At 41.8% G+C, this 25,591-nt stretch carries 20 protein-coding genes; 11 read left to right on the top strand and 9 right to left on the bottom strand.

Annotated features, from left to right (window positions below):
* Positions 1 to 620 precede the first annotated feature (620 nt).
* The gene (locus BLQ57_RS04330; RefSeq protein WP_317042213.1) at positions 621 to 1,556 is read left to right on the top strand and encodes a helix-turn-helix transcriptional regulator; all 936 of its coding nucleotides are present in this window, start codon (positions 621 to 623) and stop codon (positions 1,554 to 1,556) included.
* A gap of 216 nt (positions 1,557 to 1,772) precedes the next feature.
* Here the strand turns inward: BLQ57_RS04330 and BLQ57_RS04335 are convergent, their stop codons facing one another.
* The 5 genes from BLQ57_RS04335 to BLQ57_RS04355 form a co-directional block, all read right to left on the bottom strand.
* Positions 1,773 to 3,875, bottom strand: a complete 2,103-nt coding sequence (locus BLQ57_RS04335) for a M28 family peptidase (RefSeq protein WP_087938224.1) — start codon at positions 3,873 to 3,875, stop codon at positions 1,773 to 1,775.
* Positions 3,872 to 5,047, bottom strand: coding sequence for a C40 family peptidase (locus BLQ57_RS04340; protein WP_087938223.1), 1,176 nt, complete (start codon positions 5,045 to 5,047; stop codon positions 3,872 to 3,874). The genes BLQ57_RS04335 and BLQ57_RS04340 overlap by 4 nt, the downstream gene beginning before the upstream one ends.
* 86 nt (positions 5,048 to 5,133) lie before the next feature.
* On the bottom strand, positions 5,134 to 6,435 hold the full coding sequence (locus BLQ57_RS04345; RefSeq protein ID WP_087938222.1) for an amidohydrolase family protein: 1,302 nt from the start codon (positions 6,433 to 6,435) through the stop codon (positions 5,134 to 5,136).
* Between the two features lie 21 nt (positions 6,436 to 6,456).
* Positions 6,457 to 7,839 carry an amidohydrolase family protein gene (locus tag BLQ57_RS04350; RefSeq protein ID WP_087938221.1) on the bottom strand — a complete coding sequence of 461 codons (1,383 nt, stop codon included), beginning with the start codon at positions 7,837 to 7,839 and terminating at the stop codon, positions 6,457 to 6,459.
* A gap of 4 nt (positions 7,840 to 7,843) precedes the next feature.
* Positions 7,844 to 9,532 carry an amidohydrolase family protein gene (locus BLQ57_RS04355; RefSeq protein WP_087938220.1) on the bottom strand — a complete coding sequence of 563 codons (1,689 nt, stop codon included), beginning with the start codon at positions 9,530 to 9,532 and terminating at the stop codon, positions 7,844 to 7,846.
* 380 nt (positions 9,533 to 9,912) lie between these two features.
* Here BLQ57_RS04355 and BLQ57_RS04360 point away from each other — a divergent pair, with 380 nt between their 5' ends.
* Genes BLQ57_RS04360 through BLQ57_RS04380 form a run of 5 tightly spaced genes read left to right on the top strand, consistent with a single transcriptional unit; the run spans position 9,913 to position 15,692 of the window.
* Positions 9,913 to 10,272, top strand: coding sequence for a response regulator transcription factor (locus BLQ57_RS04360; RefSeq protein ID WP_087938219.1), 360 nt, complete (start codon positions 9,913 to 9,915; stop codon positions 10,270 to 10,272).
* A 5-nt stretch (positions 10,273 to 10,277) separates the two neighbouring features.
* Entirely contained in the window at positions 10,278 to 11,834 is a 1,557-nt protein-coding gene (locus BLQ57_RS04365) for a HEAT repeat domain-containing protein (RefSeq protein ID WP_139162659.1), read from the top strand.
* Positions 11,827 to 13,287, top strand: coding sequence for a glycosyltransferase family 2 protein (locus BLQ57_RS04370; RefSeq protein WP_087938217.1), 1,461 nt, complete (start codon positions 11,827 to 11,829; stop codon positions 13,285 to 13,287). Before BLQ57_RS04365 ends, BLQ57_RS04370 begins: the two co-directional genes overlap by 8 nt.
* A complete protein-coding gene (locus BLQ57_RS04375) occupies positions 13,284 to 14,519 on the top strand; it encodes a YaiO family outer membrane beta-barrel protein (protein WP_087938216.1) in 1,236 nt (411 codons plus the stop codon). Before BLQ57_RS04370 ends, BLQ57_RS04375 begins: the two co-directional genes overlap by 4 nt.
* A 3-nt stretch (positions 14,520 to 14,522) precedes the next feature.
* Positions 14,523 to 15,692: a hypothetical protein gene (locus tag BLQ57_RS04380; RefSeq protein WP_087938215.1), complete on the top strand. Its 1,170-nt coding sequence runs from the start codon at positions 14,523 to 14,525 to the stop codon at positions 15,690 to 15,692.
* 23 nt (positions 15,693 to 15,715) lie between these two features.
* Here the strand turns inward: BLQ57_RS04380 and BLQ57_RS04385 are convergent, their stop codons facing one another.
* Entirely contained in the window at positions 15,716 to 17,731 is a 2,016-nt protein-coding gene (locus BLQ57_RS04385; RefSeq protein ID WP_087938214.1) for an LTA synthase family protein, read from the bottom strand.
* 78 nt (positions 17,732 to 17,809) lie between these two features.
* Here BLQ57_RS04385 and BLQ57_RS04390 point away from each other — a divergent pair, with 78 nt between their 5' ends.
* From BLQ57_RS04390 to BLQ57_RS04410, 5 genes are all read left to right on the top strand, one after another.
* Positions 17,810 to 18,352 carry a class I SAM-dependent methyltransferase gene (locus tag BLQ57_RS04390; protein ID WP_087938213.1) on the top strand — a complete coding sequence of 181 codons (543 nt, stop codon included), beginning with the start codon at positions 17,810 to 17,812 and terminating at the stop codon, positions 18,350 to 18,352.
* 9 nt (positions 18,353 to 18,361) lie between these two features.
* The gene (locus BLQ57_RS04395; protein WP_087938212.1) at positions 18,362 to 18,601 is read left to right on the top strand and encodes a DUF3253 domain-containing protein; all 240 of its coding nucleotides are present in this window, start codon (positions 18,362 to 18,364) and stop codon (positions 18,599 to 18,601) included.
* Between the two features lie 21 nt (positions 18,602 to 18,622).
* Positions 18,623 to 19,204 carry a peptide-methionine (S)-S-oxide reductase MsrA gene (gene msrA, locus BLQ57_RS04400; RefSeq protein WP_087938211.1) on the top strand — a complete coding sequence of 194 codons (582 nt, stop codon included), beginning with the start codon at positions 18,623 to 18,625 and terminating at the stop codon, positions 19,202 to 19,204.
* A gap of 130 nt (positions 19,205 to 19,334) precedes the next feature.
* Entirely contained in the window at positions 19,335 to 21,002 is a 1,668-nt protein-coding gene (locus tag BLQ57_RS04405) for a DUF6909 family protein (RefSeq protein WP_087938210.1), read from the top strand.
* Positions 21,003 to 21,067: 65 nt separating this feature from the next.
* On the top strand, positions 21,068 to 21,409 hold the full coding sequence (locus tag BLQ57_RS04410; protein ID WP_087938209.1) for a hypothetical protein: 342 nt from the start codon (positions 21,068 to 21,070) through the stop codon (positions 21,407 to 21,409).
* Between the two features lie 3 nt (positions 21,410 to 21,412).
* Here BLQ57_RS04410 and BLQ57_RS04415 read toward each other — a convergent pair whose 3' ends face one another.
* From BLQ57_RS04415 to BLQ57_RS04425, 3 genes are all read right to left on the bottom strand, one after another.
* On the bottom strand, positions 21,413 to 21,874 hold the full coding sequence (locus BLQ57_RS04415; RefSeq protein WP_087938208.1) for a nuclear transport factor 2 family protein: 462 nt from the start codon (positions 21,872 to 21,874) through the stop codon (positions 21,413 to 21,415).
* Positions 21,875 to 22,053: 179 nt separating this feature from the next.
* On the bottom strand, positions 22,054 to 23,511 hold the full coding sequence (locus tag BLQ57_RS04420; protein WP_087938207.1) for an amidohydrolase: 1,458 nt from the start codon (positions 23,509 to 23,511) through the stop codon (positions 22,054 to 22,056).
* Positions 23,512 to 23,618: 107 nt separating this feature from the next.
* Positions 23,619 to 25,487, bottom strand: a complete 1,869-nt coding sequence (locus BLQ57_RS04425) for a gamma-glutamyltransferase family protein (protein ID WP_087938232.1) — start codon at positions 25,485 to 25,487, stop codon at positions 23,619 to 23,621.
* Positions 25,488 to 25,591: the final 104 nt, after the last annotated feature.

Here is a 25,591-nt window from a genome sequence, read left to right on the forward strand (position 1 = left end):
GCAATGATTGATTTTCAGATAAGCATCAAGGGTAGATTTACTTACATCAATTCCGATAACTGATTTGAATTTCATAATTTAGACGTTGAAGTTTAACAAATGAGAGTTGCGGAAACTAAAACCTTTAACAGGCCTTGAAGCCTAAAATTCTAACTGGTTACTGGCAACTCAATTAAGAATGGGGACTGATACGGACAATAGGTCACTAGCCTAGCCGTGGCGAAAGTTCACCCCATTCTTTTTTAATTTATTGAATATCTGAGTCACTTGATAATCAGAAAAGCATTAGGTCTGATTTTTCCAAATAATTCCTCTTTGCAAACCTAAAGGCCGTGGCGGGGTCTTCCGGCTTTCCACACCGGACATCGGTTACCCAGCATCGGACTTTCAAGCTTCTGAATTAAAAGCCTACTGCCAACTAATTTACGATTTACAGGTGGCAGAATAGATTTTTGACTCTTCTTTTTCAATTCAACTCATTCAGCTTTCTGATTCTAGTGTTAAGCCTGTTAATGCATAAGACTTCTGACTTCCGTCTTCGGTCTTTGGTCTTCCGGCTTTCCTATTCTTCCCGACATTTACTGTCAAAAACGAACTCCATTTCGAAAATCCAATTACTTTTGAGTTCAATTATCTTCAAAACTATGGCTATTTCGGGAAAAGTCGAGCAACAAAAAATTTTACGCGTTTTTAAGCTAATCAATTTGCTTCAGGGAACCATTGGGAAGCCAGTTCATCGATTGGCTGAAATGCTGGAAACGGATGAACGCACGATTTATCGCTACTTCAAATTGCTGGAAGCACTTGGATTTGAAATCATCAAAGAATACAGCAAATACAAGCTTCAGCAACCTGTTGGGCAAGAGGCTACGCTGAATTACGGTACCTTTTCTTCCGAGGAAAGTCAATGGCTAAAAGGCTTGATAGAGTCTCAAGGTAAAAAGAACCTCCTTAGGGACTCTGTTTTACAAAAACTCCATCTTCGCTCCGAACTCAAGGTGGGTACGGAGGAACTCTTCAAAGCCAATTTGGGTCGTTTTGTGGACTTGATCGGTCTAGGGATTCAAAATCGAAAGCAAATCTGGCTTAAAGAATATTATTCTTTGAGTTCGGATACCACCTCAGATCGCCTGGTTGAACCTGTAGCCTTTAGTTCCAATTATGAATCCATCCACGCCTTCGAACCCGAAAGTCAGTCCATGAAGATTTTTAAAATCGAGCGAATAGGAGAGGTGGTCTTGGCAGATCAGGACTGGAAATTTGCTAAAAAGCATGAAATCCCCGAATCTTCTCTCTTCGGGTTTTCTGGAAAAAGAAGATTCACTGTCAAACTGAAAATGAGCAAAAAAGCCTATCAATTGATGCAGGAAGAATATCCAAATGCAAGGCCTTTCATGTTTATCAAAAATCGGAATCAGTATTTTTTCAAAGGTGAAATACCCCATTTGCCTGGATTGGGCAGATTTATCCTTGGCTTACCGGGAGAAATCAAACTGGAAGAAGGGGAGGAGATGCGAATTTACCTTCAGGAGCAACTGGCAAAGGCTAATTTTTGAGTAGTTAAAACTGGCTTAGCGAAATTCTGATTTAGCGCAAGTCTTCAGATTTATCTGCCGTAGGGAGACTTGTGCTCGGAATTATGCTTTTCAAATGCCCATGGTCCAAGGTTACCTGCGGCAGCCAGGTCTGAAGAACCAACTTCATCAATTACATAAAAAAAAGGCCTAAGAAGCTTTGCTTTCTCCTTAGGCCTTTTTAAACGCTAGCGTAATTTACATCATCTCTACCAAGGCATCAATTTTGGTGGCCAAATTTACGATGGCTGCAGCATAACGCTCATCCCATTCCTCCAGTTTTTCCGTTCGCTGAATAGCTACCTCATACTGAATTCCCGGTAAAATCCAGGAAGCATAGCCTGAAAAAGGATCGTTACAGACATACAAGGACTTATACCAGTCCCCGTAGTACATGCCCTGAGGATCGATCCAGCTTTTCTCCAAGCCGATCAAACCTTGATTGATTGCTTTTAATTGATTCTCAGTTATTGAACCTGAACTCAAGGCCTTTTCCAAGGATTCCTGATAGGTTCGCGAACTGATATCTAATTTGATCAGAGCTTCTCTTACCAGATAAAACTCGGTAAAGTCAGGAGACATGCTTTTGACTTTTTCGGTAACACTTTGGAAGTGCCCTTTCAAATCCTGCGCATAGCGCGGCACATCGTAAGGAATCACATTTCCGTTGGCTAGTCTTAAAGTAACCAAGCCAAAAAGCTGGGCCACGGCTCCTCCCATTTTGAAGCTGGGATCGACGAATTTGCTGTAATAGTTGAAGTTGTCATAATTGGAATGATAGGCTGTTACACCGCCCGATCCTCCGCTCAAGCTAGGAATACCCACATGCATGTAAAAGGCAATATGATCCGATCCCCCACCTAAGTTTCCGATTCCAGGTTCTGCTTTTTCTCCCGCCCAAACCTGAAAAACAGTTTTGGCCGAATCAGGATACATCACTTCCTTAGAGGCATCGATGATCAGCTTCTTCAAGGTTGGCGCTGCCGATGCTCCAAAATTTCTACCCGACACTCCCGCATCAAAGTTCATATAGGTCACCGCTTTGGCACTCAATTCATCCCTGAAATGCTCAACCCATTCAGTGGAGCCAATAACTCCTTGCTCTTCCGCATCCCAATGTCCGATCATAATGGATCGATCGGGACGGATTCCTTTTTTGGCCATTTCTCCCAAAGCCTCAGCCAAGGTTAATAGCATGGCCGTGCCTGAATTTGGGTCTGTCGCCCCAAAGCTCCAAGCATCGTAGTGAGAACCCAAAATAATCCACTCATCAGGATATTTTGCTCCCTCAAAAGTGCCAATGATATTATTCGCTCGAATAAAATCTATAGGCTGATCGACCATCACACGGACTTTGAGATCATCACCGCCCTCTATTTTATAATCGATGGGCAGGCCACCTTTCCAAGTTTCCGGTACATCCTGACCTTTCATGCGGGAAAGAATTTCTTTGGCAGCACCATAGCCGATGGGAGTGACCGGTATCTTGTGTAGGGCCACATCCTTTGGATCCAATCGCTCTACCTGCACATCGCCATCAAAAGGAAGCGCTGGTTCATAAGGGGTAAGCGGATCTCCAGTCCAGTCCAAAGTCAGCATGGAGCCGCGCTGAATGGTGGTTTCATTGTAATAGGGCCCATCAGGATACACATCCCCACGGGTATATCCATTGTCTTTGGGATCAGTATAGACCACCAAACCTATGGCTCCATATTGCTCGGCATATTTGGCTTTGAAGCCACGAAAATTTCCTCCATAGCGGGCAATGACCACTTTACCTTTAAGATCTATGCCCATTTCCTCTAGCAATTGAAAATCTTCCCGGGTACCGTAATTTACATAAACCACCTCTGCCGTCACGTCGTCACTTCCTGAGAAAGCATTAAATCCCAAATGAAGTCTTGAATCCTTGGTAAATGGATCTTCATCCAATTCTTTCTCTTGCTGAGACAGGGTCATCTGTACAGGAGAAGTGATCTGGAGCATGGATTTTCCAGGGTGATTGGGGAGATAGACATCGTAGGGGTAAACCTTAACCTCCATTCCTGCCTCTTCCATGATTTTGGCCATGTATTGCTGCACCAACTCATTTTCTGCGGTGCCTGCGATATGAGGATTCTTGGTGAGTTCTTGATGATGAATTTTGAATCGATCGTAATTTACAGATCGGAGAAATTCAGCTTCCACTTCCTTTTGTTCAGCTTGATTTTGGCTGAAGAAACCATCTTGAGCCATGGTTTTGCTGAAGGAGAAAGCTGATAATGCCAGCGTAAAAGCGGCAAGTTGGGTTGAAAACTTCATAGTTTGTTAGGTTGGATAATTTCAGATACAGATAGAACTCCGTCTGATTTTTGGTTGACAATTCGTTTGGTTCTCAGGTAGCGATTAAGTTCGTACTCATCGTAATGGGGGCTCTGAGGGTCAAAGCTGGAAATTCTCACTCTTCCTCTGGAATGGATAAATTCATTGTTTCCAATCCACATGCCTACATGAACTACGCGCTCTTTTCGATCTTCTGTGGCTTTTTCCCCGAAAAACAGCAAATCACCCACCTGCAGGTTTTGCCAATTTTTCTCGATATCCACTTCTTCACCTTCATGAATCTGCTGGGAGGCATCTCTGGGAATGACTTGTCCATTGAGGTAAAAAATGGTTTTGGTGAAGCCACTGCAATCCATTCCTTTGATAGATGTACCTCCCCAAAGGTAGGGGACACCCAGCATGGATTTGGCAGTATTGATTAGGTTTTCATTGCTTGTTTCCCTTGAATTAATCCACTCCTCGTAGCTCATCAGATGATCCATCGGAACCCAGCCCTTGCGTGCATCGGGTAGTTGCACTTGGAGATAATTTTGCTTTTCCGACAAGACAGTTAAAATATTCCCGGCAACCAAGTCAGAGACCATCTCTTTTTGCTCTGGCTCGGCCCAAGCATGCCCTGTCAGGGGAGTGAAAACTACTTTGGATTGGGCGTACCAGTTTTCTAACTCTTGCTCAGTCATCAGCTGAATACCTGCTTGATCCACCCAAGAAATATAATCGTCAGGCGTCTGTACGAGGTACCAACTTCCATCTCCTTTCAAGACTTTTAGTGGGGTTCCCATCAATGCCTGCGTGGCCAATTCAGCAGAATGTTTCGGCTGACTCCTGATATTTGCTACTGAAATAGTGACCACAGCCCAAGTTTTTCCTTCCAGTTTTACAGATGGCAAGACTTGGACTTCGCTACAGAATTGCTGAGGAATTTCCTCCAGTTGAGCTAAAAAAGATTCGAAGGCTTGTAGCTGATCAGTTTCCCCTTTCAGCGTATCATTTTCTACTTTAATATCCCAAATGGCTACCCGCTTATCTGGAGCGTATTGAATTCTGTAATCTTCGATAAGTTGCTCAATTTCCTGAGCATGATCAGTTTTAGAGCAGGCGAAAATCAAAAGAATCAATAGCCCATAGAGTGCAAAAACAAAATTTTTCATAGGCTTAAATATAAAGCAAAAGAAAACCACAAGAAACCCTTTATTCAAGGGAATTCTTGTGGTCTTAGATTAAGGGATTGATTAAATCAGTTCGCGTTCAAATCTGGAGAGCGCTCCAGGAATTCTTGATATAGTCTGATGTGTCTATTAGAAAGCGGGATACGATACCCATTGATGAATACGTGCATGATTTGAGCGCGTGTCTCAAAAGGATCTTCGGTAGCCACAATCAAGTTGGCTACTTTTCCCTCTTCGATAGAGCCCAATTGATCCGCTACGCCCAAAATCTCGGCAGTATTGATAGTGACAGCTTTCCAAGCCTCTTCTTTTCCCATTCCGTAGGCTGCAGCATAGGCTGCATGAAATGGTAGGTTTCTGACATTTTCAGTTTCATTGGTACGAATTGCCACTTTTACTCCAGCTTTAGCCATTTTACCTGCATTAGCATAAGGAGTATCATAGCGGTCCGACTGACGTGTAGGGAGTGCCTGAATGGGTCCTGTAATAACAGGAATTCCGGCTTTGGCGATTTCCTCAGCCACTCTCCATCCTTCACTCACGCCAGAGAAGAAGGCCTTGATCTCTTTTCCATTCAGCCATTTGATGGCATTTTGAATGTCTGCAGCGGCATTGACTTCGATCATTAGTGGAAGCTCACCGGAGAGGACTTTAGAAAGTTGATCCATTTCTGGATAATATTCCAAATCAGCTCCATTATTTTTCATATCCAAGTAGGACTTGGCATTTTCAAGAAGCTCATTGGCTTCTTTCAGGGCTTTCTCATTGTCCTTTTTGATGTCTTCGTCAGATCTACGGTCAAATCTCCCTCTACGTGCTGAGCTTGGGAAATTCATGACTACGGCCTTGGCACCAGCATACATCTGATCCGGTGTGTAGCCGACTAGATTAATCAAGGCTGCAGTGCCTGGAAATAATCCGCCTTGTGGCACAGTCATCACGGTAGTTACCCCAGAGACTCGGGTTACAGGAATTGCCTCAGAATTTGGATTTACCGTGGTTAAAGCCTGCATGTTCGGAGTGAAATTTCCGATTTCGGCGTAGTCCACGGTTTCTGCTACTGAGCTTACTTCTACCAGTCCCAGCGTGGTACCTCCATCGATCATTCCCGGATAAATTACCATACCACTGCAGTCGATTACTTCTGCACCTTCAGCAGCTACTGAGCTTCCTACCTGTAGAATTTTTCCGTCCTCTATGAGCACAGAAGCATTGTTCAATACCCCTTTGGTAATGGTATGAACTGTTGCATTTTGCAATAAAAACTTCCCTGAACGGGGTTTAATAAACTCCCCGTCAATTTGTGCCATTGCCATGATCGGCATAAAGGCCATCAGGAAGATGAGAAAGGTTTTGTTGAATCTTTTCATGTCTTCTTTTTTTCGGGGTGATTAATGTTCGGTATGGAATAATGCGTTGGCAGTTTCAAACAAATGCTCGGTATCCTGCATGCATCTGTGATTTTCATGACCGAGAAAGATAGGCTCTACCATTTCGGTGGCACTCACCCGCTGTCTTTGATCGTCTTTGTCCTCTTTGATGTCAAAGTACTTTACTCCGTCTACAAAGGTCATTTGTGGCACTGCATAAGAAGAAAGTGGGTGACCTTCGAAAATAGCGATGTCCGCCTGCTTGCCAACTTCCAGAGAACCTACTTTATCGTCGATTCCTAGCTGCTTGGCAGGGTTGATGGTGATCATTGCCAACGCCTCATCATCTGTCAATCCTCCATATCGTTGAGTTTTAGCCGCCTCATGATACAAGTGACGGATCAATTCAGCAGAATCGGAATTGATAGAGGTCAAAGCACCATTTTTCTGCAAGATGGCTGCATTGAAGGCAGTGGAATAATAAACCTCAAATTTATAAGCCCACCAATCCGCAAAAACAGAAGCTCCCATGGTGTACTCGGCGATTTCCGGAGCTACTTTAAAGCCTTCATTTGTGTGCTGGAAGACTAGCTTGCTGATTCCAAAATCGCGAGCCACATTGATCAGCATGTAGATTTCGTCTGCACGGTAAGAGTGGCAGTGAATAATGATCTTGCCATCCAAGATATCCACCAAAGTTTGTAGACGCTCATTGTACTCAGGAGCGACCATAGTATTTCCTTTTTGGGATTTGGCGGCAGTATAAGTTTCCCAAGCTTTTTTGTACTGAAGGGCTTCGCTGAATCCATTTCTCAAAATAGCTTCAACCCCCATACGGCTTCTTGGTTGGATTCCATTTCCACGACCGTGAACACGGGTTGGGTTTTCTCCCAATGCAAACTTGATGGTTCTCGGTGCATCTTGCATGATGATATCTGCAGGATCTGTGGATCCCCATCTGTGCTTCAATGTGGCATTTTGTCCACCGATCACATTAGCAGATCCGTGCATGGCATGAGAGATAGTCACTCCACCTGCCAAAGCTCGGTAAATCCCAATTTCATAAGGATTGACCACATCTTTCATTCTGACCTCGGCCACAATAGGATTGGTTGCCTCATTGACTACATCAAGTGCGACATGAGAGTGAGCATCGATGATTCCAGGCATCACATATTTGCCTGATGCGTCGATAGACTGAACACCGGATGGTGCATTTATATTTTGAGCGATTTGCTTGATGATACCGTCCTGGACCAAAACATCTGTGTTTTCAAGAGTTCCGTTGGTCACCGTTAGCACGGTAGCATTTTTGATCAATACGCTTCCTTTGGGAGTTTGTGCAAATGCAAACTGCATACTTAACCCCAAAAGCGCTGTAAGAAAGTAGTTTAATTTTTTCATGGCTTTACTTTTTTGCGATTAGGGAAGGATTACGGGTAGCCGAAATGGCAAATGAACCGAAGTCAGAAATGTACATACTTCCATCCATGCTATCCCCGTCGATTTCACCGGAAACCTGAACGTCCAGGGACATCCCGCCTGCATTGACATTGAAGCTAAACTTCAAGGTATTTCCGGAGGCTTGGATATTTTGAAGGGGAGAAGTAGCAGTACCGCCACCTTGAGGGTCATCGTAGGTGATTTTTCCAGAATATTCACTGCCTTCTTTTTCTACAGTGAAACTTCCACCTGAACTACCTGCCGGTGTCTCTGAAGTATAAGTCCATGTTCCGACGGGATTACTTTCCCCGTCATTCCCGTTTACTTTTTTCTTCTTTTTGACTTCATAATCGAAGAAATTACCATCCACTACTACATGTTTGATTTGACTATCTTCTTCAAAAAGAGGGCCTGTTGAAATGACCATATTGGCCATTTTTCCGTTTTCTAAAGTTCCGGCTATACGATCTACTCCCAGGATGGCTGCCGCATTGGAAGTAAGCGCAGCAAGTGCTCCAGCTTCTGATAAGCCTCCCTCAATCATCTTTTGGAGGGATTTGCCAAGATCAGCTGTTTTGGTACCAATAGTAGTGAAAGCAAAAGGAACTCCCGCTTTCTCAAGTTTCCCAGCTTGAGCAATCGCTCTATCATAGGCTTCTTGTACTCGCTCGTATTGTGCTTTGATCGCGTCATTGACATCTTCCTTTTGTGCTTTGATTGCTTTATCTTCAGGAGTAGCCAACTGTATCAATACTTTGGCTCCAGATGACTTGATGAAGTCAATGACTTCATCGTACTCCTCTAGTCCCGTCAATACCAATTGAAACCCTAATTCCTTTTGTAAGGAAACTGCACGGCGAACTTGCAAATCATTGCTTACCGAAAACAAAACCGGAACTTGACCTGTCACCACATCACTCATACCCATGTAGGTAGGAGTCATTTCTGGTCTACTTACTCCTGTAGAGCTGGTAAACTGAGCGATTCTCCCTTGGGTGAGTTCGGTATTCTTGTAAACATCTCTAAACTTTGCCATCACGCCTACTGCTGTACCGGGATACATCCCTCGAGCGCCCCGCATACTTGCTGCGAGTCCAGTATTGGCTTTGATCAGGTTGGTAGAATTTGGATTCCCCATCAGCACCACTGCAGATTTTCCGGCAATCATCCCACCATCAGGAAGGATTTGAGCCATGGTAAAACCTGCTTTTCGTAGCTCATCGACCTGACTGGATTTGATGGAAAACTGATCCATGGCAGATCTCCACGGGGTGATTCCAGCGATTTCATCAGGTGGATTGGAGGAGACAAAGTCTTCTGGTCTTTTAGGATCCTCAGGACGGGTAATACCAGCTTGGGATGCTCCATCGATAAATCCAGGATAAATGAAGAGTGAGTCACCTTCGATTACTTTTGTTTCCGGTGGTAGGGAAACATTTCTTCCGATAGATTTGATGACTCCGTCTTTGATGAGTACAGTGGCCTTATTTCCTGTACTGGAGGCGTTTGCAAATACGGTGGCATTGGTTATGGCATAGGTTGATGTAATGGGTTTTTTGCCCGTAGGATCACTTTGGCCAAAAACTTGGCCCGATCCCATTACACCTGCTAGCAGCATTCCCAAAACACCTGCTTTTAAAAGTGTTTTTTTCATGAGTTTATAACTGATTTTAAATGGTCAAAAGCCCGCTGTTAAGCGGACGTGAAATCTTATAGCAACTTGAATCAATCAAGAAATTGACGAAAGGCATCTATTCGATTTCGTGAAATTGATGGTTTTTCATTTTGTAGCAAGCTAATAAAAGCTATTTCAGAATCCATTAAGTTTTATCTAGAGCATTTTTTTTTTTGATTAATGGCAGTAAAAGGGATAGGAGATACTATTTTGACCTGTACAAAGAGGTTTTGTTAAAATGTTATTAATTTGAATGGTATAAGCTTTGTTGAAAATCTACATTCCTACTATATTTAGTCAAATAAAAGATCGCGAGAATAGGTAAAAGAGCTTATTTTTGTCAAACTCACCCTGTCAAAATGAAGAGAATCCTAATTATCGAGGATGATTTGTTGATTTCCAGTTTAGTTCAGTTTCGCCTTAAAAAAGACGGTTATGAGACCATTGTCGTCAAAGATGGCAATGAAGGAATAAAAGCTATCGATGAAGAAAACCCTGACCTCATCATCACCGATGTCATGATGCCTTTTCGAAGCGGTATAGAAATCATTCATCACGCGCGCCAACACAAACCAGATGTACCTATCATTGTCCTGAGCTCCTTAGGCGAAGAGGAGGAAGTGGTTTTGGAAGCATTCAACCTTGGGGTTTCTGATTTTATTCCAAAGCCTTTTAATCCCAATGAACTGGCGATTCGCGTGAAAAGAGCTCTAAGATGATTTCTATGAAAAAAATCTTGACGCTCGGGCTGATTTTTTTCTTTACTCTGACATCCTATGGACAGGATTTGGACAGCCTCTTTGCAGATTCGGTCAAACTTCAGCAAGAGCTTATTAGGCAAAAGAAGATGGCTAATCTTGGCTATCAGTTTAGACTTTTTCAAGAACCACAAAGGGACTTGGATTCGATCTATCAGTTCCAAAATACCGATTCAGGATGGGTAAGCTCCACCCTTATGGATTGGTCGAAACTGGATAGTATCTACGCTCAATTAACTGATTTTGATCCTCATTTAGAATATAAAATATACGAGGATCCCACTGATCAACAAGGACTTGAAAACTACCTTCAAACCCTCTTGCTGACTGGAGATTTTATTCCGGGTTTGGAAGAAGAGGGCAGCAAAATTGATTTGATTTTGGAAGCTTCCAAAGATGCTTTCCAACCCCTGGAAAAGTATAAATTACGTATTCTGGCAGATTATAAACTTTTTTGGGTTTCGGTCATTGTGTTGTTTTTTTTGGGAACGGCCTCACTGATGATCGCCTCGATGATGATCTTCAAGACTAAAAGAAACAAGCGGGAGCAATTAAAAAAAGAATATGATGAAATGATCATTGGCCCGCTTACTAGTCTATTGTTTGAAAAAGAACTGGACGAAATAAAGGAACTTAAAACAGAGGATTTACTAGAAATTTTTCCACCTAAGCTATTTCAAAAACCATTGTTTAAAGCCGTAATGATTGATCGTATCATTGGTCTCAACAAAAAAATGAAAGGGGATTTTAAGGATAAGTTGAAGGCCTTTTACAAAGTGGCAGGACTTACTGAGATCACCCGAAAAAATCTGAAAAGCAGCCGTTGGGATTTGATCACCACGGGGCTAGTTCAAGTCAATGAGATGGATCTCTTTGAGCTATTGACCGAGGTGAAAAAGCATACCAATTCTTCCAATTTTCACGTCCGATCACAATCGGGAGCCACATTGCTAAATCTAGCCCCTACCTCCAATCTTGACTTTTTGAGAGATCAAAAGTATCCCCTCTCAGACTGGCAACAGATGAATTACCTACGGATTTTGAAGTTTGTCCATAGCTCCAAATCTCTGGAATTAGACAAATTATTTCATTCAAATAATCAATCGGTCAGGCTATTTGGGATCAAGCTGGTGAGGATGCTAGGGCGTCTGGATTTACTTCCTGGGCTTAAAGAACTTTCGCAAAGAGCTACTGATGAAGAGAAAATTGAACTTTTGGAAACCTATGAGACTATAGGGGCTCATATGGAGGTGGATTTTATCAATCAATGCATATACTCCAAAAACCAAGAAGTCCAATTGGCAGCGGTGAAGGTAGCCGGTGAATTGGGAGATGAAAATTCACTGAACATTATAATTAATCTTTTTGCGGAGAATCCTCATTTTGAATTAAAAAAAGCATTACTCAGAAGTATATACCAACTCAATCCCGAAACATTTGAGCGATACACCAAGGATCAAATTGCAGATGATATACAGCGACTCCGAGCTCATATTTTAGACCCATTACTTAGCCATGTATAATTTTCTATTTTACTTTCTCATAGAAGTTTTCGGGGTGTTTTTTATGATCCTGAGTTTTGGTACGGTAGTGATTTATTTCATCATCATGATTCTTAGTGCGCTGGAAATGCGTGACTACCGAAGAAAGAACCGTTTTGCAGATTATCAGGATATCATTACTTCCCCAATAGCTCCTGGAGTTTCCATTATCGCCCCGGCGTTTAATGAAGCGGCCAATATAGTCCAAAATGCGAAAAGTCTACTGAGTTTGCACTATGGGAAATTTGAGGTGATTCTTGTCAATGATGGATCTAAGGATGATACATTGGAAAAGTTGATCAGTTCATTCGAATTGGTAAAAACGAACTTTGCTTATCATCCGGATATTGAAACACAAAAAGTCAGGGGGATTTATCGATCGACAAATAAGTCCTATAGAAGATTGATCATTGTCGATAAAGAAAACGGTGGTAAAGCCGATGCTCTTAACTCTGGTATCAATGTCGCCTCCATGGAGGTACTGGCCTGTATAGACGTGGATTGCATTTTGGCCAATGATTCGATTACACGAATGGTTCGTCCTTTTATGGAGGAAACCAATAAGAAAGTAATTGCTGTAGGGGGAGTGATTGGCATCGCTAATAACTGTGATGTGCAGGATGGCACAGTGACAAAGTATCGCATACCAGAGTCAACCTTGGGGAGATTTCAAGTTATTGAGTATTTCCGGGCTTTTTTGATGGGGAGAATGGCCTGGTCAAGGGTCAATGGTCTGATGCTTATCTCCGGTGCTTTTGGCTTTTTTAAAAGGGACCTTGTCAAAGCAGTAGGAGGATATTTCCCAAAAACAGTAGGAGAGGATATGGAGCTAGTGGTGAGGATGCGAAGGTACATGGAAGAGAAAAACCTGAAGTATCGTGTCTCTTTTGTTCCCGATCCACTCTGCTGGACTGAGGTTCCCGAAGATGAGTCTGTATTGAGCAGACAGAGAAACCGATGGATGCGTGGTACCATCGAAACACTACAGCTTCATCGTAAAATAGGTCTCAATCCCAAATATGGTTTTTTTGGAGTGGTCTCTTTTTCTTTTTGGACCGTCTATGAGAAAATGGCCCCGATTTTAGAAGTTTTGGGTGTGCTTTATACCTTTGTTTTGATTTTGGTGGGAGACTTTTCTGCTGTTTATTTTATGGCCTTGTTAACCATGATTTACTTGCTATCGCTATTGATTTCTATATTTAGCATACTGTATGAGCAGATTTCATACAACAATTACAAAGATAAAAAAGACCTCAGGCGTCTCATTTGGATCATTTTACAGGAACCCTTCACCCTTCACCCCAAAGTGGTTTTGTGGGGAATTAGGGGTCATTTGGACTTTATTCTCGGCAAAGGAGGCTGGGGCAAAATGATCCGTACAGGATTTAAATCGGCTGAAGATAAAAAGAACATTCAAACCCAAACAGGCTCATGAAAAAAGCAACAGCAATAGTACTTCTTTTAAGCTTGAGCTTGATAAGTTTCACCACTTCAGCCCAAGATTCATTTGATCCTGACGTACTCTACGCGGAGGCGCGTGTTCTCATTATGGATGGGAAGTATGCTGAGGGTAGAAAAATCCTTTTTCGAGCAGTAGAAAAATATCCTAACTATGCTGACCTTTTGATTTTGGTCGGAAGGAGCTATGCCTGGGAAGGTAAAAATGACTCGGCTGCTATTTATCTGGATCGGGCTATCTTGGCATCACCTACCTACACAGATGCTTACGCTGCAAATTTAGACAATCTTTTCTGGGCCGATAGCTTGGATCGAGCTGAGAAAGTATTGGCTATAGCTAAAGAGAAATTTGAAGAAAAACTTCCCAACGAAATTGCTTATCGTGAATCAAGGCTCTTCTATTACCGAGAAAATTACGATGAAGCCTATGCTCAAGTCATGAAGTTATTCGAAAAAGGCTATAAACGAGAAGGTCTTTTGGGCTATATGCAAAACCTGCAGCGATTGAGAAGAAATAATGCCATCGGAGCTACTTTTGATTATGACAGTTTTAGAGGAGAGCTTAGTCCTTGGCAGACATGGTCAGCCTATGCGAGGACGAGAACAGACCTCACAGGTTCCCTAATCGCAAGAGTAACTCAAAGTTCACGATTTGATGGCTTTGGGACGCTCTATGAATTGGATGCTTATCCTTCGCTTGGAAAAAATTCCTACGCTTATCTGAATATTGGTGGTTCTGGAGCTTCCTTTTTTCCTCAGTTCAGATTTGGAGGATCGATCTATTTTAATTTAAAGAATGCCTGGGAAATAGATGGGGGTTACCGGTATTTGAATTTTGGAACAGTTACCAATATTTACACCGCATCGGTGGGTAAATACGTGAGTAGCTGGTGGCTGAATTTGCGTTTGAATGTGATCCCTACCGGAACAGGCGGCGTGAGTACTTCGGGTATTTTTCAAGCCAGGTATTATTTCAAGTCGGCCGAAGATTTCTTTTCTATACAACTCAGCACGGGAGTATCTCCTGATGAAGAAAATAGAGATTTAAGTCAATTATTAAATTCTTATCGCTTTAGATTTGGATATCAGCAACTTATCACTGATCGATTTATGCTTTTTGGGTATTCGGGTTACAGTTGGGATGAGTTGGCAGCGGATAGAATCCGAAATAATTTTAATGTTTCTATTGGTGCTGAATATAGATTTTGATCCATGTCTGAAGAACTTAAAGTATTCCTAAAAAGACTTTGGCCGCTATATCTCATTGTAATCGTGATACCGGGATTAAGCTACTTGGCTTGGTACCTTTGGCCAAGCAGCACTTTGGATCTAGTCATCATCGATAAAACGGTCCCCAACAGCACCTATAGGGAGCATAATGGATTGTTTTATGTCCTCAACTATCAAAAATTCATCAAATCAAGCGGAGAATCCTATCTCACTGATCAGGATTACTTTGGTTTTGTACCCAATGAAAAAGCCGATTTTGGTAGCGTGAGAGGTATCCCTGCATCAGGTAATGAATTAACTGAGTGGGTCTCAAGAAAGGATCTAATCTATCTCACAGATACTTATGGAGTTTATACTGAAAACTTCAAGGATATAGAGAGTGGTGAAAAAAGTAAAAGAATCTATGGTGGTTTGGATGCAAAGGATGTAGAGCTTCTCACCGAAGCTAAACAACAAGAGAAAACCATCATTGGCGAGTACAACAGTATGGCTTCACCAACTCCAAAATTTTACCGGAGTTCTTTTGAAAACATCATGGGACTAAAATGGACCGGTTGGATAGCGCGGTATTATGAAGAATTGGATACCCTTGTGAATAAAGAGCTGCCATCTTGGTTGATAGATAATTATACCGAGCAGCATGGGCCTTGGCAATTGAAGGGAGATGGGATGATTTTCGTCAATGAGAGTGGAGAGATCCAAGTGCTTAATGCAGTGGAAGATTATCAAAATAAAACCCCATTGATTCGGACTCCAAAACTCAACAAGCCACAATTTAACTTACCAGAAGTGGTGCCTTACCCTGATTGGTTTGATATTGTGCTGATCGAGCGGGACTACGAAGTGATTTCTTATTTTGATTTGAACCCAACAGGAACGGGACTTGAAAAACTACGCAAGATGGGACTTCCTCGATTTTTTCCTGCTGCTGTCACCAAGAAAAACGGTAAAGGTAACTTGTACTATTTCTCTGGTGATTTCTCTGATTTTGATGGGGAATTGGGTTCGCCTAGATTCAAAGGCATCTCTTTTCTTTGGCGTGGATTTTATGTAGTAGCTGACTACAGAGACAAGCAAGGCTTTTTTTGGAATTATTATCTCCCTCTGATTTCCCAAATTTTAGATAGAGAAAAATCCTTAAAAAGCGAGTAAAACCTACTTTAGGTTTTAGCATCTTATTGAATATCGGAAGGAGGAGGCAAGAGCTTTCTTGTTTGGACCATATAGGAATTTTTATTTTTGAAATCCTCAAATTCCCCATTCAACTTAGTCATCATATCAGGGTCTTGGATGGGTTCGATGTCAAGATTATCATTGATCAGAAACAGATCACCGGCAGAAAGAAAAAACTCCCCATGAATATACTCCACCAATTGGTTTTTATTCCTCATCAGAGGCATTGCGATTTTGGATTGGAAAGTACGGGAGGTATCCAGCACTTGCCCTTGCCAAGTGACTATTTCCGGTACTCGGATTTGATTTTGTTTTTCTAGAAATGAAAGCAGGCTTGGAGTGATTTCATAATGGCTGCTTAAACCTTTGAAATAGTCATTCCTCTTCAATAGTGGAGAATAGATGATCAAAGGCACATGAAATCGATCCAGTCGCGTAGACATGGGAACTTCAGGCAATCGATGGTCTCCAGTGATAATGAATACAGTATTTTCAAACTCAGGACGTTTTTTATACTCCTCAAAGAATAGCCGAACGGCATCATCTGCATACAGCACAGTCATGTAAATGTCCTTATAGGCCCTGTAATTGGGCAATTGATCATCATCTAGCTTGAGGTAGTTGATGAGATGCTCTTCAAATTTCTCTTCATAAAAAGTCCGCTCAGGCACCAGATAAGGATCATGAGAGGTTTGCGTTTGAAAGGTAATCAGCTGTGGAGCGGTATAGTTAGATGGTAACTTGTCCAAACCATTTAAGAATAATTCTTTATCTGCATAACCCCAAGAGAATGAACCTGATGAGGGGCCTTTTGGGTATTTAGGGTCGAAGCCCTTTTCATCAATAAACTGAGTGGGTTTCTGGTATTCTATAAAAGGCCCGACATTATCAAAGTTTTTATCTGCTCCGATAAAATAACGGATTTCATACCCATTTTGTCCCAAGACACTCAGTAAGGTCTGATGATATGGGATTTCATCTGCAAGCTCTAAAAAACCCCTGTTCCCGAAGGGTAAGCCCCCAAAAACTCCAGGTTGCAAGCCGAAGGTTCGTCCCGTTGAAGAGATGGCGTTAAGCCAGACCAAACTATGCTGCTCTAGAGAATCCAAGAAAGGAGTGAAGCTTCCTAAATAGGCGTCTCTTCCTGAATAGGCTTTACCGAAACTTTCAAGGAAAATAAATACAATATCAGGGGCCTGCTCAAGACTGTCAAAAAAAGGACTTAATACGTCAGGATAGTCTCCCGAATGCGCAAAAGGATATTCATCACCTATGAATTCTTTTTTTACCAATAAATCGTCAGAGACCGAACGGAGGTAAAAATCAAAATAATATTCTCCTCCATACATCCATTCCTCAAAAGCCTGTTCGGTGAGGTATCGGGATTTATTGAGTTCGATATTCTGCTTGTTTTCATTAGCCCCACTTCCCTGAGAGGGTGCTAAGACCGTAAATGTGAAAACTGATATAAGATAGACTACAGTTAAGAACACGTAGCCTTTCAGCGATAGACGAATATACTTATTACCAAGATTTAGAAATCCGAATATCAAGGCTAAAGCTAAAATACTACCCGTCACTGTCCAAAAATTAAGTTGTCCCGAACTGCTTATAGTCAGGATCAAATCATCCATACTATAGGCGAATAAATCTTTACCTAACGGAACTAATGTCTTGGTAAAGTAAAAAATCAATCCAGCCTGGGCTATAGTTAAAGTAGTCAAAAGCACTAGTAAAATCACTTTTCCAAGTTTCGCCGATAGAAGACTTATCGGGAAATAAATCATCAGTAGCAACCCCGTCAAGTATAGCAACCAACCTAAATCTTGAAACAGGCCTGCTATTAAAATCTCAGAGGGTTTAAGATTGATTACATGATTGTCAAAAATCATATAAATCTCTAAAACCCTAAGAAGAATCATTAACCCCATAAAAATCAATGTCCCTCCCCAAAAATTCTTGAAAATGACACGTAATCTGTAAGGAAGAGTGGAACGAATTGCTGCCTTTTGGGCCATAAAATTTTATGAGTTTTTAGGGTTTTGCTAGAAAATATAGGGTAAAAACGGGTATCTTCAAGGCCTATTTACAAATTTATGAGCAAATCTAATCTTCTGATTGAATTATATAGCAATCTAAGTACCACTGGAGCAATTACTTTTAGCTCCAAGTCATTAGTCAATAAAATGATTTCCCAATCTGATCTCTCGAAAGCCAACCTTATCGTGGAAATGGGTGGGGGAGACGGCAGTATTACTCAGGGTATTATTGATGCTATGAATCCTAATGCAAAGCTTTTAGTATTTGAAATCAATGCTTCTTTTTGTGAGTCCATGAAAAAGCAATTTCCACAAGAAAATGTGATGATAATCAACGATTCGGCAGGAAATCTGGATAAGTACTTGGAGGGAGAGAAAGCGGATTATATCTTTTCTTCACTTCCTTTTTCGCTTATTAGTAAAGAGGCTACTGATGAGATTTTGAAAAAATCCAACTTGGCACTCTCTCAAAGTGGGGCATTTATTCAAATTTGCTATTCGTATTTATTGAAGAGTTTGTTTAAAAAGTATTTCAGTCAGGTGAATGCCAGTTTCACCTTAAAGAATTTGCCGCCTGCTTTTGTAATGGTCTGTAAATAAAAAACCTAAATGGATGTCCTAAAAACAGCCATCTTGGAAATGTGTCGGAAAAGGAAGGATAAGTCATTTTGTCCATCTGAAGTAGTGAGACAACTTTACCCTGAGGATTGGAGGTTGTTTATGGAAGAGGTAAGGGAAAGCATGATGGAGCTTTACCTTCAAGGTAAAATTAGAGTGAGTCAGAAAGGTATTCCCATAGATCCAAATCAAATTCCTAAAGGTCCTCTTAGGATTTCAAAACCAAAATAACAGCAGGCTTGTTTGAATGATATGAATACGACCAATGAACTTCCGAGTACGAGTATTTCCATTCCAGACGGTTTAAAACTGTTAACCCTAGGCGGAGGATGCTTTTGGTGTACAGAAGCTGTATTCCAACGACTAAAGGGAGTTGAAAAAGTAGTTTCTGGATATGCTGGCGGATTAATTCCAAATCCATCTTACAGACAGATTTGCTCCGGAACTACAGGCCATGCAGAGGTAATTCAGATTTATTACCATCCTGACCTCATCAGTTTAGAAAAACTATTGGAAATTTTCTGGGCTACACATGATCCCACAACCCTAAATAGACAGGGAGCAGACGCCGGACCGCAGTACCGCTCAGCTATTTTTTACCACAATGAGGAAATTCAAAAAGCAGCTGAAAATTTAAAATCCAGCTTGAATCAAGCGGAAGTTTTTGAAAATCCAATCGTCACCGAAATTACCCCCTTTACGAATTTCTACCCTGCGGAGGATTATCATCAGGATTATTTTAACCTCAATGGTCATCAGCCTTATTGTCAGTTTGTAGTCAAACCTAAAGTAGATAAACTACAGAAATTCTTTGCAGACTATCTATCTGAATAGTCTGCATTTTAGTTCTTCATAGGAAGATCACTTCATCAAGATTTAATAGTTAGGTAATCCAAAAGCGCCCATTTATCCCCAAATTGGTATTTTTTAACTATCTTTGCTGAATTTAACCAAAAAGTAACGCATGAAAAGAACAAGAGCACACGAGTCCAGAGCGGCGATCGAGAGACTGTATATTACCATGAGACACCTTTTTACCCGTGGAAATTACAAACCAATGGGGGTTTCTGGTGAGAGTTTAGTTCAAGCCCTGATGGTTCTGAGCCCTGAGATTTACGGCAGTATTACAGATCGAGAAAAAATCGAATTAGATGGTCTTCTTTATGTAATGGAGCGCTTGCCTAGAGGAATTGAAGAGTGTCGGTTTGTGAGATTGATCAGTAGAGAAGGATACGAAACCTCTCATCTTGCACCTATTATTCCACCCAAAAGAAGGAGGAATTGTTATCGATTGGATGAGCAAGTGATGTATGTAGAGATGACAAGAGGTCGATCTGATATATATGATATACTTACCCACCTTACTTTTTTATACATAGAGTCCAATAAAATCTATCATAATAGCATAGATCCAAAAGGTAGAATAACTACCAATTGGATCATGCTTGAAGAATTTGTTTCCAAAGAGGAAAATGGAGAGGAGTTTGACAAGGAAGCGGCATCTGCCTACCTCAGTCACCTGATTGGAAGGACTTATGAGGAAACCGTTCAGGCAGTAGAAAAATTTTCAAGAAGCGCCAATTCCAATAGTCTCTTCTCCATCGTTTACCACATGGGGAGGTTGGCTATGGAAGAGATTCAGCATGATAAGGATCGTGAGATATCTTTCTCGGCAACGCTAAGAGAGCGAATTGGTCACCATGTTTATGGGGAGCTGTGGGCTAGAAAGATACAGTCCACTTTGGATGAGAAAGATTTGCTGAAGCGACCTATTCATATCATTTCGGCTAATCTTCACTCTGTCATCAACACCATTTATTCCAATCAGAAATTGCCAATAAACAGCTACGAAGAGATTGAAAAAGTAGCGATGGATATTTCAGTAAATGCAAAAGACAACCACGCTAAAACCATTTATGAATATGCCCTCAGGCATGGTTTCGTGGATATTCCTGATGATTCGGGTACTAACATCGGCGCTCAAATTATCGATACAGCACTTTTGGAAAAGGACGAGATTTTACCAGGTGTGAAGCTGCCCAAAGAAATAGAAAAGCGTCCTGTTTTTGTAGTGATGGATTATGCTTTTGGTGAACAAGCCTATGAATGCTTCGATGAACTGCTAAAACCCTACAAAAGAGGGGAGAAGGAATATAATTTGAATGTCGTCTCTACCTCAATTATGGGTAAGGCGGGTATTTTATATGGTGGAAAAGGAGACCTGATGATTCCTGATGCCCATGTTTTTGAAGGGACAGCTGATAATTATCCTTTCCGAAATGAATTAAAAAAGTCCGACTTTGAGGGTTATGGTTTAGGTGTTTATTCCGGTTCTATGGTCACGGTATTGGGTACTTCGCTTCAAAATAAGGATATCTTAAAGTACTTCATGGAGTCATCTTGGAATGCTATCGGGCTGGAAATGGAAGGTGCACATTACCAAAAAGCCATTCAATCTGCATCTAAAATCCGGAAAAGTATTCGATCCAATGTCAAGGTCCTCTATGCCTACTATGCATCGGATAATCCGCTGGAGACAGGCAGTACCTTAGCTTCGGGTGCTTTGGGGATGGAAGGCGTTCGACCTACTTATTTGATTACCTATAAGATTTTAGAAAAGCTATTTGGATAAGATCAATGGGCCGATAAGTAGCGATCGGTCCTTTTTTTTCGTTTTGTAAGAAATGGCTATGATCTATGAAAGCATTTAAGTTTGTTCTTTACCTATTTTTGGTTTCTGGGCTATTTTGGGCCTGCATAGGTGAGGATAGCAAAAGTGTCTTTCATTTTTACCGGGATCAAACTTACTGTGCCGATCCATGGGGGTATTCTGGAGGAGAAAATTCAGCACTTAAAATAGCGGTAGAGGATTACCTAATCGATCAAGGTATACTGGGGGCCAAGGTTACTTTTTTTACTGAAGAAGGGCTTAGACAAGATTGTTTTGCTTGTCATTGTACTTCCGGAATTCGAATTTACGTGCAAGTTCCATTTCAATTCCGAAATCGGATAATTGAATTAGGATTTAAAGAAGTCTAAGAATTATTGCTCCGTTCTCACTCGGGTAGAATGCAACATGTCCAATCGCCAACCATTTTCAGTTTTTAGCGCTGTGGCACTTTCCAACCAGTACAATTCCTGAATCACTTCTCCATTTCGACTGAAGGTGGCGTAATTATGATAGGCGGTCCAGGCTGTGTTCCCACTAACCTTTGTTTCAATAAACTCAAATCTATTAGTTCTGAGGACAGGATTAGGATTTTGTTTTGCTCGCTCAAAATAACCTAGGATCATTTCAGTATCCCAAACTTCCCCTTGCTCCAAAAGTAAAAAATCCTCAGTGTAATAATCCAGGAGTTTTTCGGACTTGAATCCAGAAAAAAGATCATCAAATGAATCCTGAATCAGGTTTTGGATGAGCTCTTCATCAGTTTGAGCTTTGGTCAGAAGGGGAAGTAAGACGAAAGAAAGGAGCCCTAAAGAGAAGATTGCGATGGTTTTCATGAAAGTAGATGTTTGATGAATAATAAAAAGAAAGAGGCTGTATCAAAAGTAAAACTTGTCACATTGAGCACTGGAGAGACGAGAGTCTCGAAATCGAAATGTGCTCTAGAGTGCTGGAAACGGCTTTCGGAACCGCTCAAGCTGACAAAAAAACTATTTATGAGACAGCCTCTGATGAGTTACTGTAATTTGGAATTGATAGGAGGAGGACCATCGGGAATAAAGCCCTGATATTCATAGTCCCCTTTATTAGTTTTAAACTCTTCTTTGACTTGCTTGACCAACTCAGGATTTTGGAAAAGATCCACCATGGTCATGGATAGTGCTTTGGCAGCGTAGGCCATACCTTTGTGTCCTATGGACATCCCTCCAGCTGCTACTACCGCCCAAGAATGCCAAGGTGTGCCATTGGGAGCCGTGGTAGCAGATAGTCGGATAGTTGGTGCTACCCAACTCACATCTCCCACATCTGTACTGCCTCCCATGCTGTGTTCTGCAGTTTCTTCCATCGGCTCAATTTTGGATACCAAACCAATCTGTGGTTTTCCGGTTGCCTCTTGGATTTTCTTTGCAAATTCCTGCTCTTCTTCAGTGTAGGAAATAGAACCTAAATTCTCTAGGTTTTTCTGTAATGCGGCTGATCCCGTACGATTGACAAGGACTTCATGAACTCCAGAAATCAGGTTGACTTCATGCTCCACGTTTGCCAAAATCGCTGCACCTTCAGCCATCTTTTCTACCTGCTTCCAGACGGGGACTAGACCTTCTCTACTACTATCTCTCACCCGTACCCAAATACGACTATAGTCCGGTACCACATTGACAACCTGACCTGCATCTTGAATATGATAATGCATCCGGACGGTGGGTTTTACATGTTCTCTGTAATAGTTGATCCCAGTCGTATACAGTTCAAGTGCATCTGCTGCACTTCTTCCATTCCAAGGGTCCGAAGAAGCATGAGCTGCTTGTCCTTTGAATTCAACCAAAAAGTCCACTAAAGCTAGACCTTTTTGTACAGCTGCTTTGGTTTCTGCACCCGGATGCCAATCCATCACTACATCTACATCCTCAAACAATCCTGCACGAATCATCCATAGCTTGCCAAAGAATTTTTCCTCCGCGGGGGTACCATAAAATCTAACCGTTCCTTGAATTTTCCCTTCCTCAATCAAATCTTTTATTGCGGCAGCTGCTCCCAAAGAAGCCACTCCAAATAAATTGTGCCCGCAACCATGTCCAGGCGCTCCCTCGTTTAAGGGGCTCTTGTAAGGCACTTTATTTTGAGAGAGTCCTGGCAAGGCATCAAACTCTCCCAAAATACCGATTATAGGGGAGCCTGATCCATACTCGGCCACAAAAGCGGTGGGGATTTCTGCAACTCCGCGGGTGACTTTAAATCCTAGCTCTTCTGCATAATCGGATAGGGCAGCGGCAGATTGGGTTTCTTGAAATGCGATTTCTTCGAAAGACCAAATTCTGTCACTGAGATCGGTAAGTTCTGCAAATCGAGTGTCAATACTGGTTTTTACCTCTTCTTTGAGTACCTCGGATTTTGCTTTTTTCTGGGCATGTAGGGGCAAAACTATCCCTAGACCTAGGCATCCGATCAAAAGGCTCTGATAGAATTTTTTCATAGTAAGACTATTTTTGGTTGATGGTTGATTAAGATTTTATTCGTTCTAATTGAATCAAATAGATCGAATGAGAACAATATTAGGCTACTCTCTTTTCGAAAATATATTTACCAAGCAATACCGTAATCATCTCCATAATCACTGGATCCACCCCAGAAACTACCGTGCTTCCAATCAAACCAAATGGCATTGATAGGGCCGGAAGTTTTATTCCAGAGTTCGATGGAATAGCCTCTCTTTGAAAGGTCCTTGGTGACCCAATCCGGTGTATCCTTTCTCAAGACGATAGCACCCGGTCTGATTTCATGATCTCCAAAAGAACTTTGCATCTGATATGAATTGAAATTAGCTGCTTCACTAGCCTCTTGTACGTCCATTCCAAACTCCACCACATTCAAGAAATACTGCAATAGGTTTTGATCTTGGGAATCACCGCCTTGTACAGCAAAGGAAAGAAAAGGCTTTCCATCTTTCAGGGCCAAACTTGGAGTTAGGGTGACTCGTGGTCTTTTTCCCGGCTCAGGAAGATTGTAAGGATTGAGGTTTTCATCGATGACAAAACTTTGCATCCGCTGCGAAAGGCCAACTCCTGTATTACCTGCCACTACAGCTGGAATCCAACCACCACTTGGAGTGACTGAAACAACCCAACCTTCTGCGTCAGCAGTTTCCACAGAGGTAGTTCCACTTAAGAAATCCTGCAAAAACTTCTCATCCAAGCTACTACTCCTATCTTCAGGGCTTAGGGCAGCCATAGCATTCTGATTTTTTTTGAGAATATTCAAGAAGGGATTAACACCTCCTTGGTAAGGGTAGGGGTCTCCAGGGCCAATTTTTGGGTCATTCATTTCCCCGATCAGCTTAGCACGATCTTTAGCGTATTCTTTCGAAAGTAATCCCTCCATTGGAGAATCTACGAAAGCCGGATCACCGTAGTAAAAATCCCGATCCGCAAATGCCAAACTCATAGCTTGGTAGACTGTATTAATATAATTTGCAGAATTATAACCCATTGACTTCAGGTCAAAATTCTCCAGGATATTTAATGATTGAAGCAAAGCAGGTCCTTGCGTCCATTCCTGAAGTTTGTAGACATCTATGCCTTTGTAATTGACATGTAGCGGCTCTTCGATTTTGACAGACCAGTTGGCTAAATCATCTTCTGTAAAAAGCCCACCTTGCTCTTGGGTTCCTCTGACGATTTCTTTAGCAATGTCCCCCTTATAAAATCGATCATAAGCCGCATAAATGGCTTCCTTTCTACTTTTTCCCTCTGATAAGGCTGATCTTTCAGCTTCTACAAGTTTGGAAAGGGTCTGATACAAGTCTTCCTGAACAAAGATTTCCCCGGCGACTGGGGCTTCTCTTTCTTCACCTAAGTGAGGAAGAAAAATCTTTTTGGAATAAGGCCATTGTTTGATTCTCTCTTTTTGCGCTTCCATGGCATTAGCTGTTTGGGCTTCGAGCGGATATCCCTTGGCTAGTTCCATGGAGGGTTTTAGGATTTGCTCCAGACTCATCGTCCCATATTCTGCCAGCATGGTCATGATTCCTCCGGGAGTTCCTGGAGTAGTGGCTGCCAAGGGCCCGTATTGGGGTGGATAGTCCATTCCCTGAGATTTAAAAAAATCAACTGTTGCTCCGCTTGGTGCATATCCAAGTGCGTTGATGGCGATGACTTTCTTTTCAACGGGATGATAAATCAAGGCTTGTGTTTCACCGCCCCAGGATAAGACATCCCACATGGTAGAAGTTGCTGCTATCATGGCACAGGCTGCATCCACAGCATTTCCTCCTTGTTGGAAGATCGCTGCACCGGCTGTGGCACCGAGTGGCTTTCCTGTGATGGCTACCCAGTTTTTGCCATGAAGAATGGGTTTGTTGTTAGGAGTGGTGCCGGCCCCTAATCCGGGTAGGCCTTGTCCATAAAGGTTTATTGAAAGTAAGCAAGTATAGATTAGTAGTGATTTTTTCATGAATTGGAAGGGTGATTTGGGAATTAATGATATGGTTTTCAAATTTTTAGCGAGCAAATTAGCTAAGACATCCTCGGGTAGTAAACCCTTAAGATTAGAAATAT

The sequence above is a fragment of the Algoriphagus faecimaris genome (assembly GCF_900101705.1).
GTDB classification, from domain to species: Bacteria; Bacteroidota; Bacteroidia; order Cytophagales; family Cyclobacteriaceae; genus Algoriphagus; species Algoriphagus faecimaris.

Excerpts from the sequence above, each read along its gene's own strand:
- BLQ57_RS04390 (WP_087938213.1), top strand. The coding sequence starts at position 17,810 with ATGAGCAAATCTAATCTTCTGATTGAATTATATAGCAATCTAAGTACC.
- BLQ57_RS04355 (WP_087938220.1), bottom strand. The coding sequence starts at position 9,532 with ATGAAAAAAACACTTTTAAAAGCAGGTGTTTTGGGAATGCTGCTAGCA.
- BLQ57_RS04335 (WP_087938224.1), bottom strand. The coding sequence starts at position 3,875 with ATGAAGTTTTCAACCCAACTTGCCGCTTTTACGCTGGCATTATCAGCT.
- BLQ57_RS04350 (WP_087938221.1), bottom strand. The coding sequence starts at position 7,839 with ATGAAAAAATTAAACTACTTTCTTACAGCGCTTTTGGGGTTAAGTATG.
- BLQ57_RS04425 (WP_087938232.1), bottom strand. The coding sequence starts at position 25,487 with ATGAAAAAATCACTACTAATCTATACTTGCTTACTTTCAATAAACCTT.
- BLQ57_RS04385 (WP_087938214.1), bottom strand. The coding sequence starts at position 17,731 with ATGGCCCAAAAGGCAGCAATTCGTTCCACTCTTCCTTACAGATTACGT.
- BLQ57_RS04395 (WP_087938212.1), top strand. The coding sequence starts at position 18,362 with ATGGATGTCCTAAAAACAGCCATCTTGGAAATGTGTCGGAAAAGGAAG.
- BLQ57_RS04365 (WP_139162659.1), top strand. The coding sequence starts at position 10,278 with ATGAAAAAAATCTTGACGCTCGGGCTGATTTTTTTCTTTACTCTGACA.
- BLQ57_RS04345 (WP_087938222.1), bottom strand. The coding sequence starts at position 6,435 with ATGAAAAGATTCAACAAAACCTTTCTCATCTTCCTGATGGCCTTTATG.
- BLQ57_RS04340 (WP_087938223.1), bottom strand. The coding sequence starts at position 5,047 with ATGAAAAATTTTGTTTTTGCACTCTATGGGCTATTGATTCTTTTGATT.
- BLQ57_RS04375 (WP_087938216.1), top strand. The coding sequence starts at position 13,284 with ATGAAAAAAGCAACAGCAATAGTACTTCTTTTAAGCTTGAGCTTGATA.
- BLQ57_RS04405 (WP_087938210.1), top strand. The coding sequence starts at position 19,335 with ATGAAAAGAACAAGAGCACACGAGTCCAGAGCGGCGATCGAGAGACTG.
- BLQ57_RS04380 (WP_087938215.1), top strand. The coding sequence starts at position 14,523 with ATGTCTGAAGAACTTAAAGTATTCCTAAAAAGACTTTGGCCGCTATAT.
- BLQ57_RS04415 (WP_087938208.1), bottom strand. The coding sequence starts at position 21,874 with ATGAAAACCATCGCAATCTTCTCTTTAGGGCTCCTTTCTTTCGTCTTA.
- BLQ57_RS04370 (WP_087938217.1), top strand. The coding sequence starts at position 11,827 with ATGTATAATTTTCTATTTTACTTTCTCATAGAAGTTTTCGGGGTGTTT.
- BLQ57_RS04360 (WP_087938219.1), top strand. The coding sequence starts at position 9,913 with ATGAAGAGAATCCTAATTATCGAGGATGATTTGTTGATTTCCAGTTTA.
- BLQ57_RS04420 (WP_087938207.1), bottom strand. The coding sequence starts at position 23,511 with ATGAAAAAATTCTATCAGAGCCTTTTGATCGGATGCCTAGGTCTAGGG.
- BLQ57_RS04410 (WP_087938209.1), top strand. The coding sequence starts at position 21,068 with ATGAAAGCATTTAAGTTTGTTCTTTACCTATTTTTGGTTTCTGGGCTA.
- msrA (WP_087938211.1), top strand. The coding sequence starts at position 18,623 with ATGAATACGACCAATGAACTTCCGAGTACGAGTATTTCCATTCCAGAC.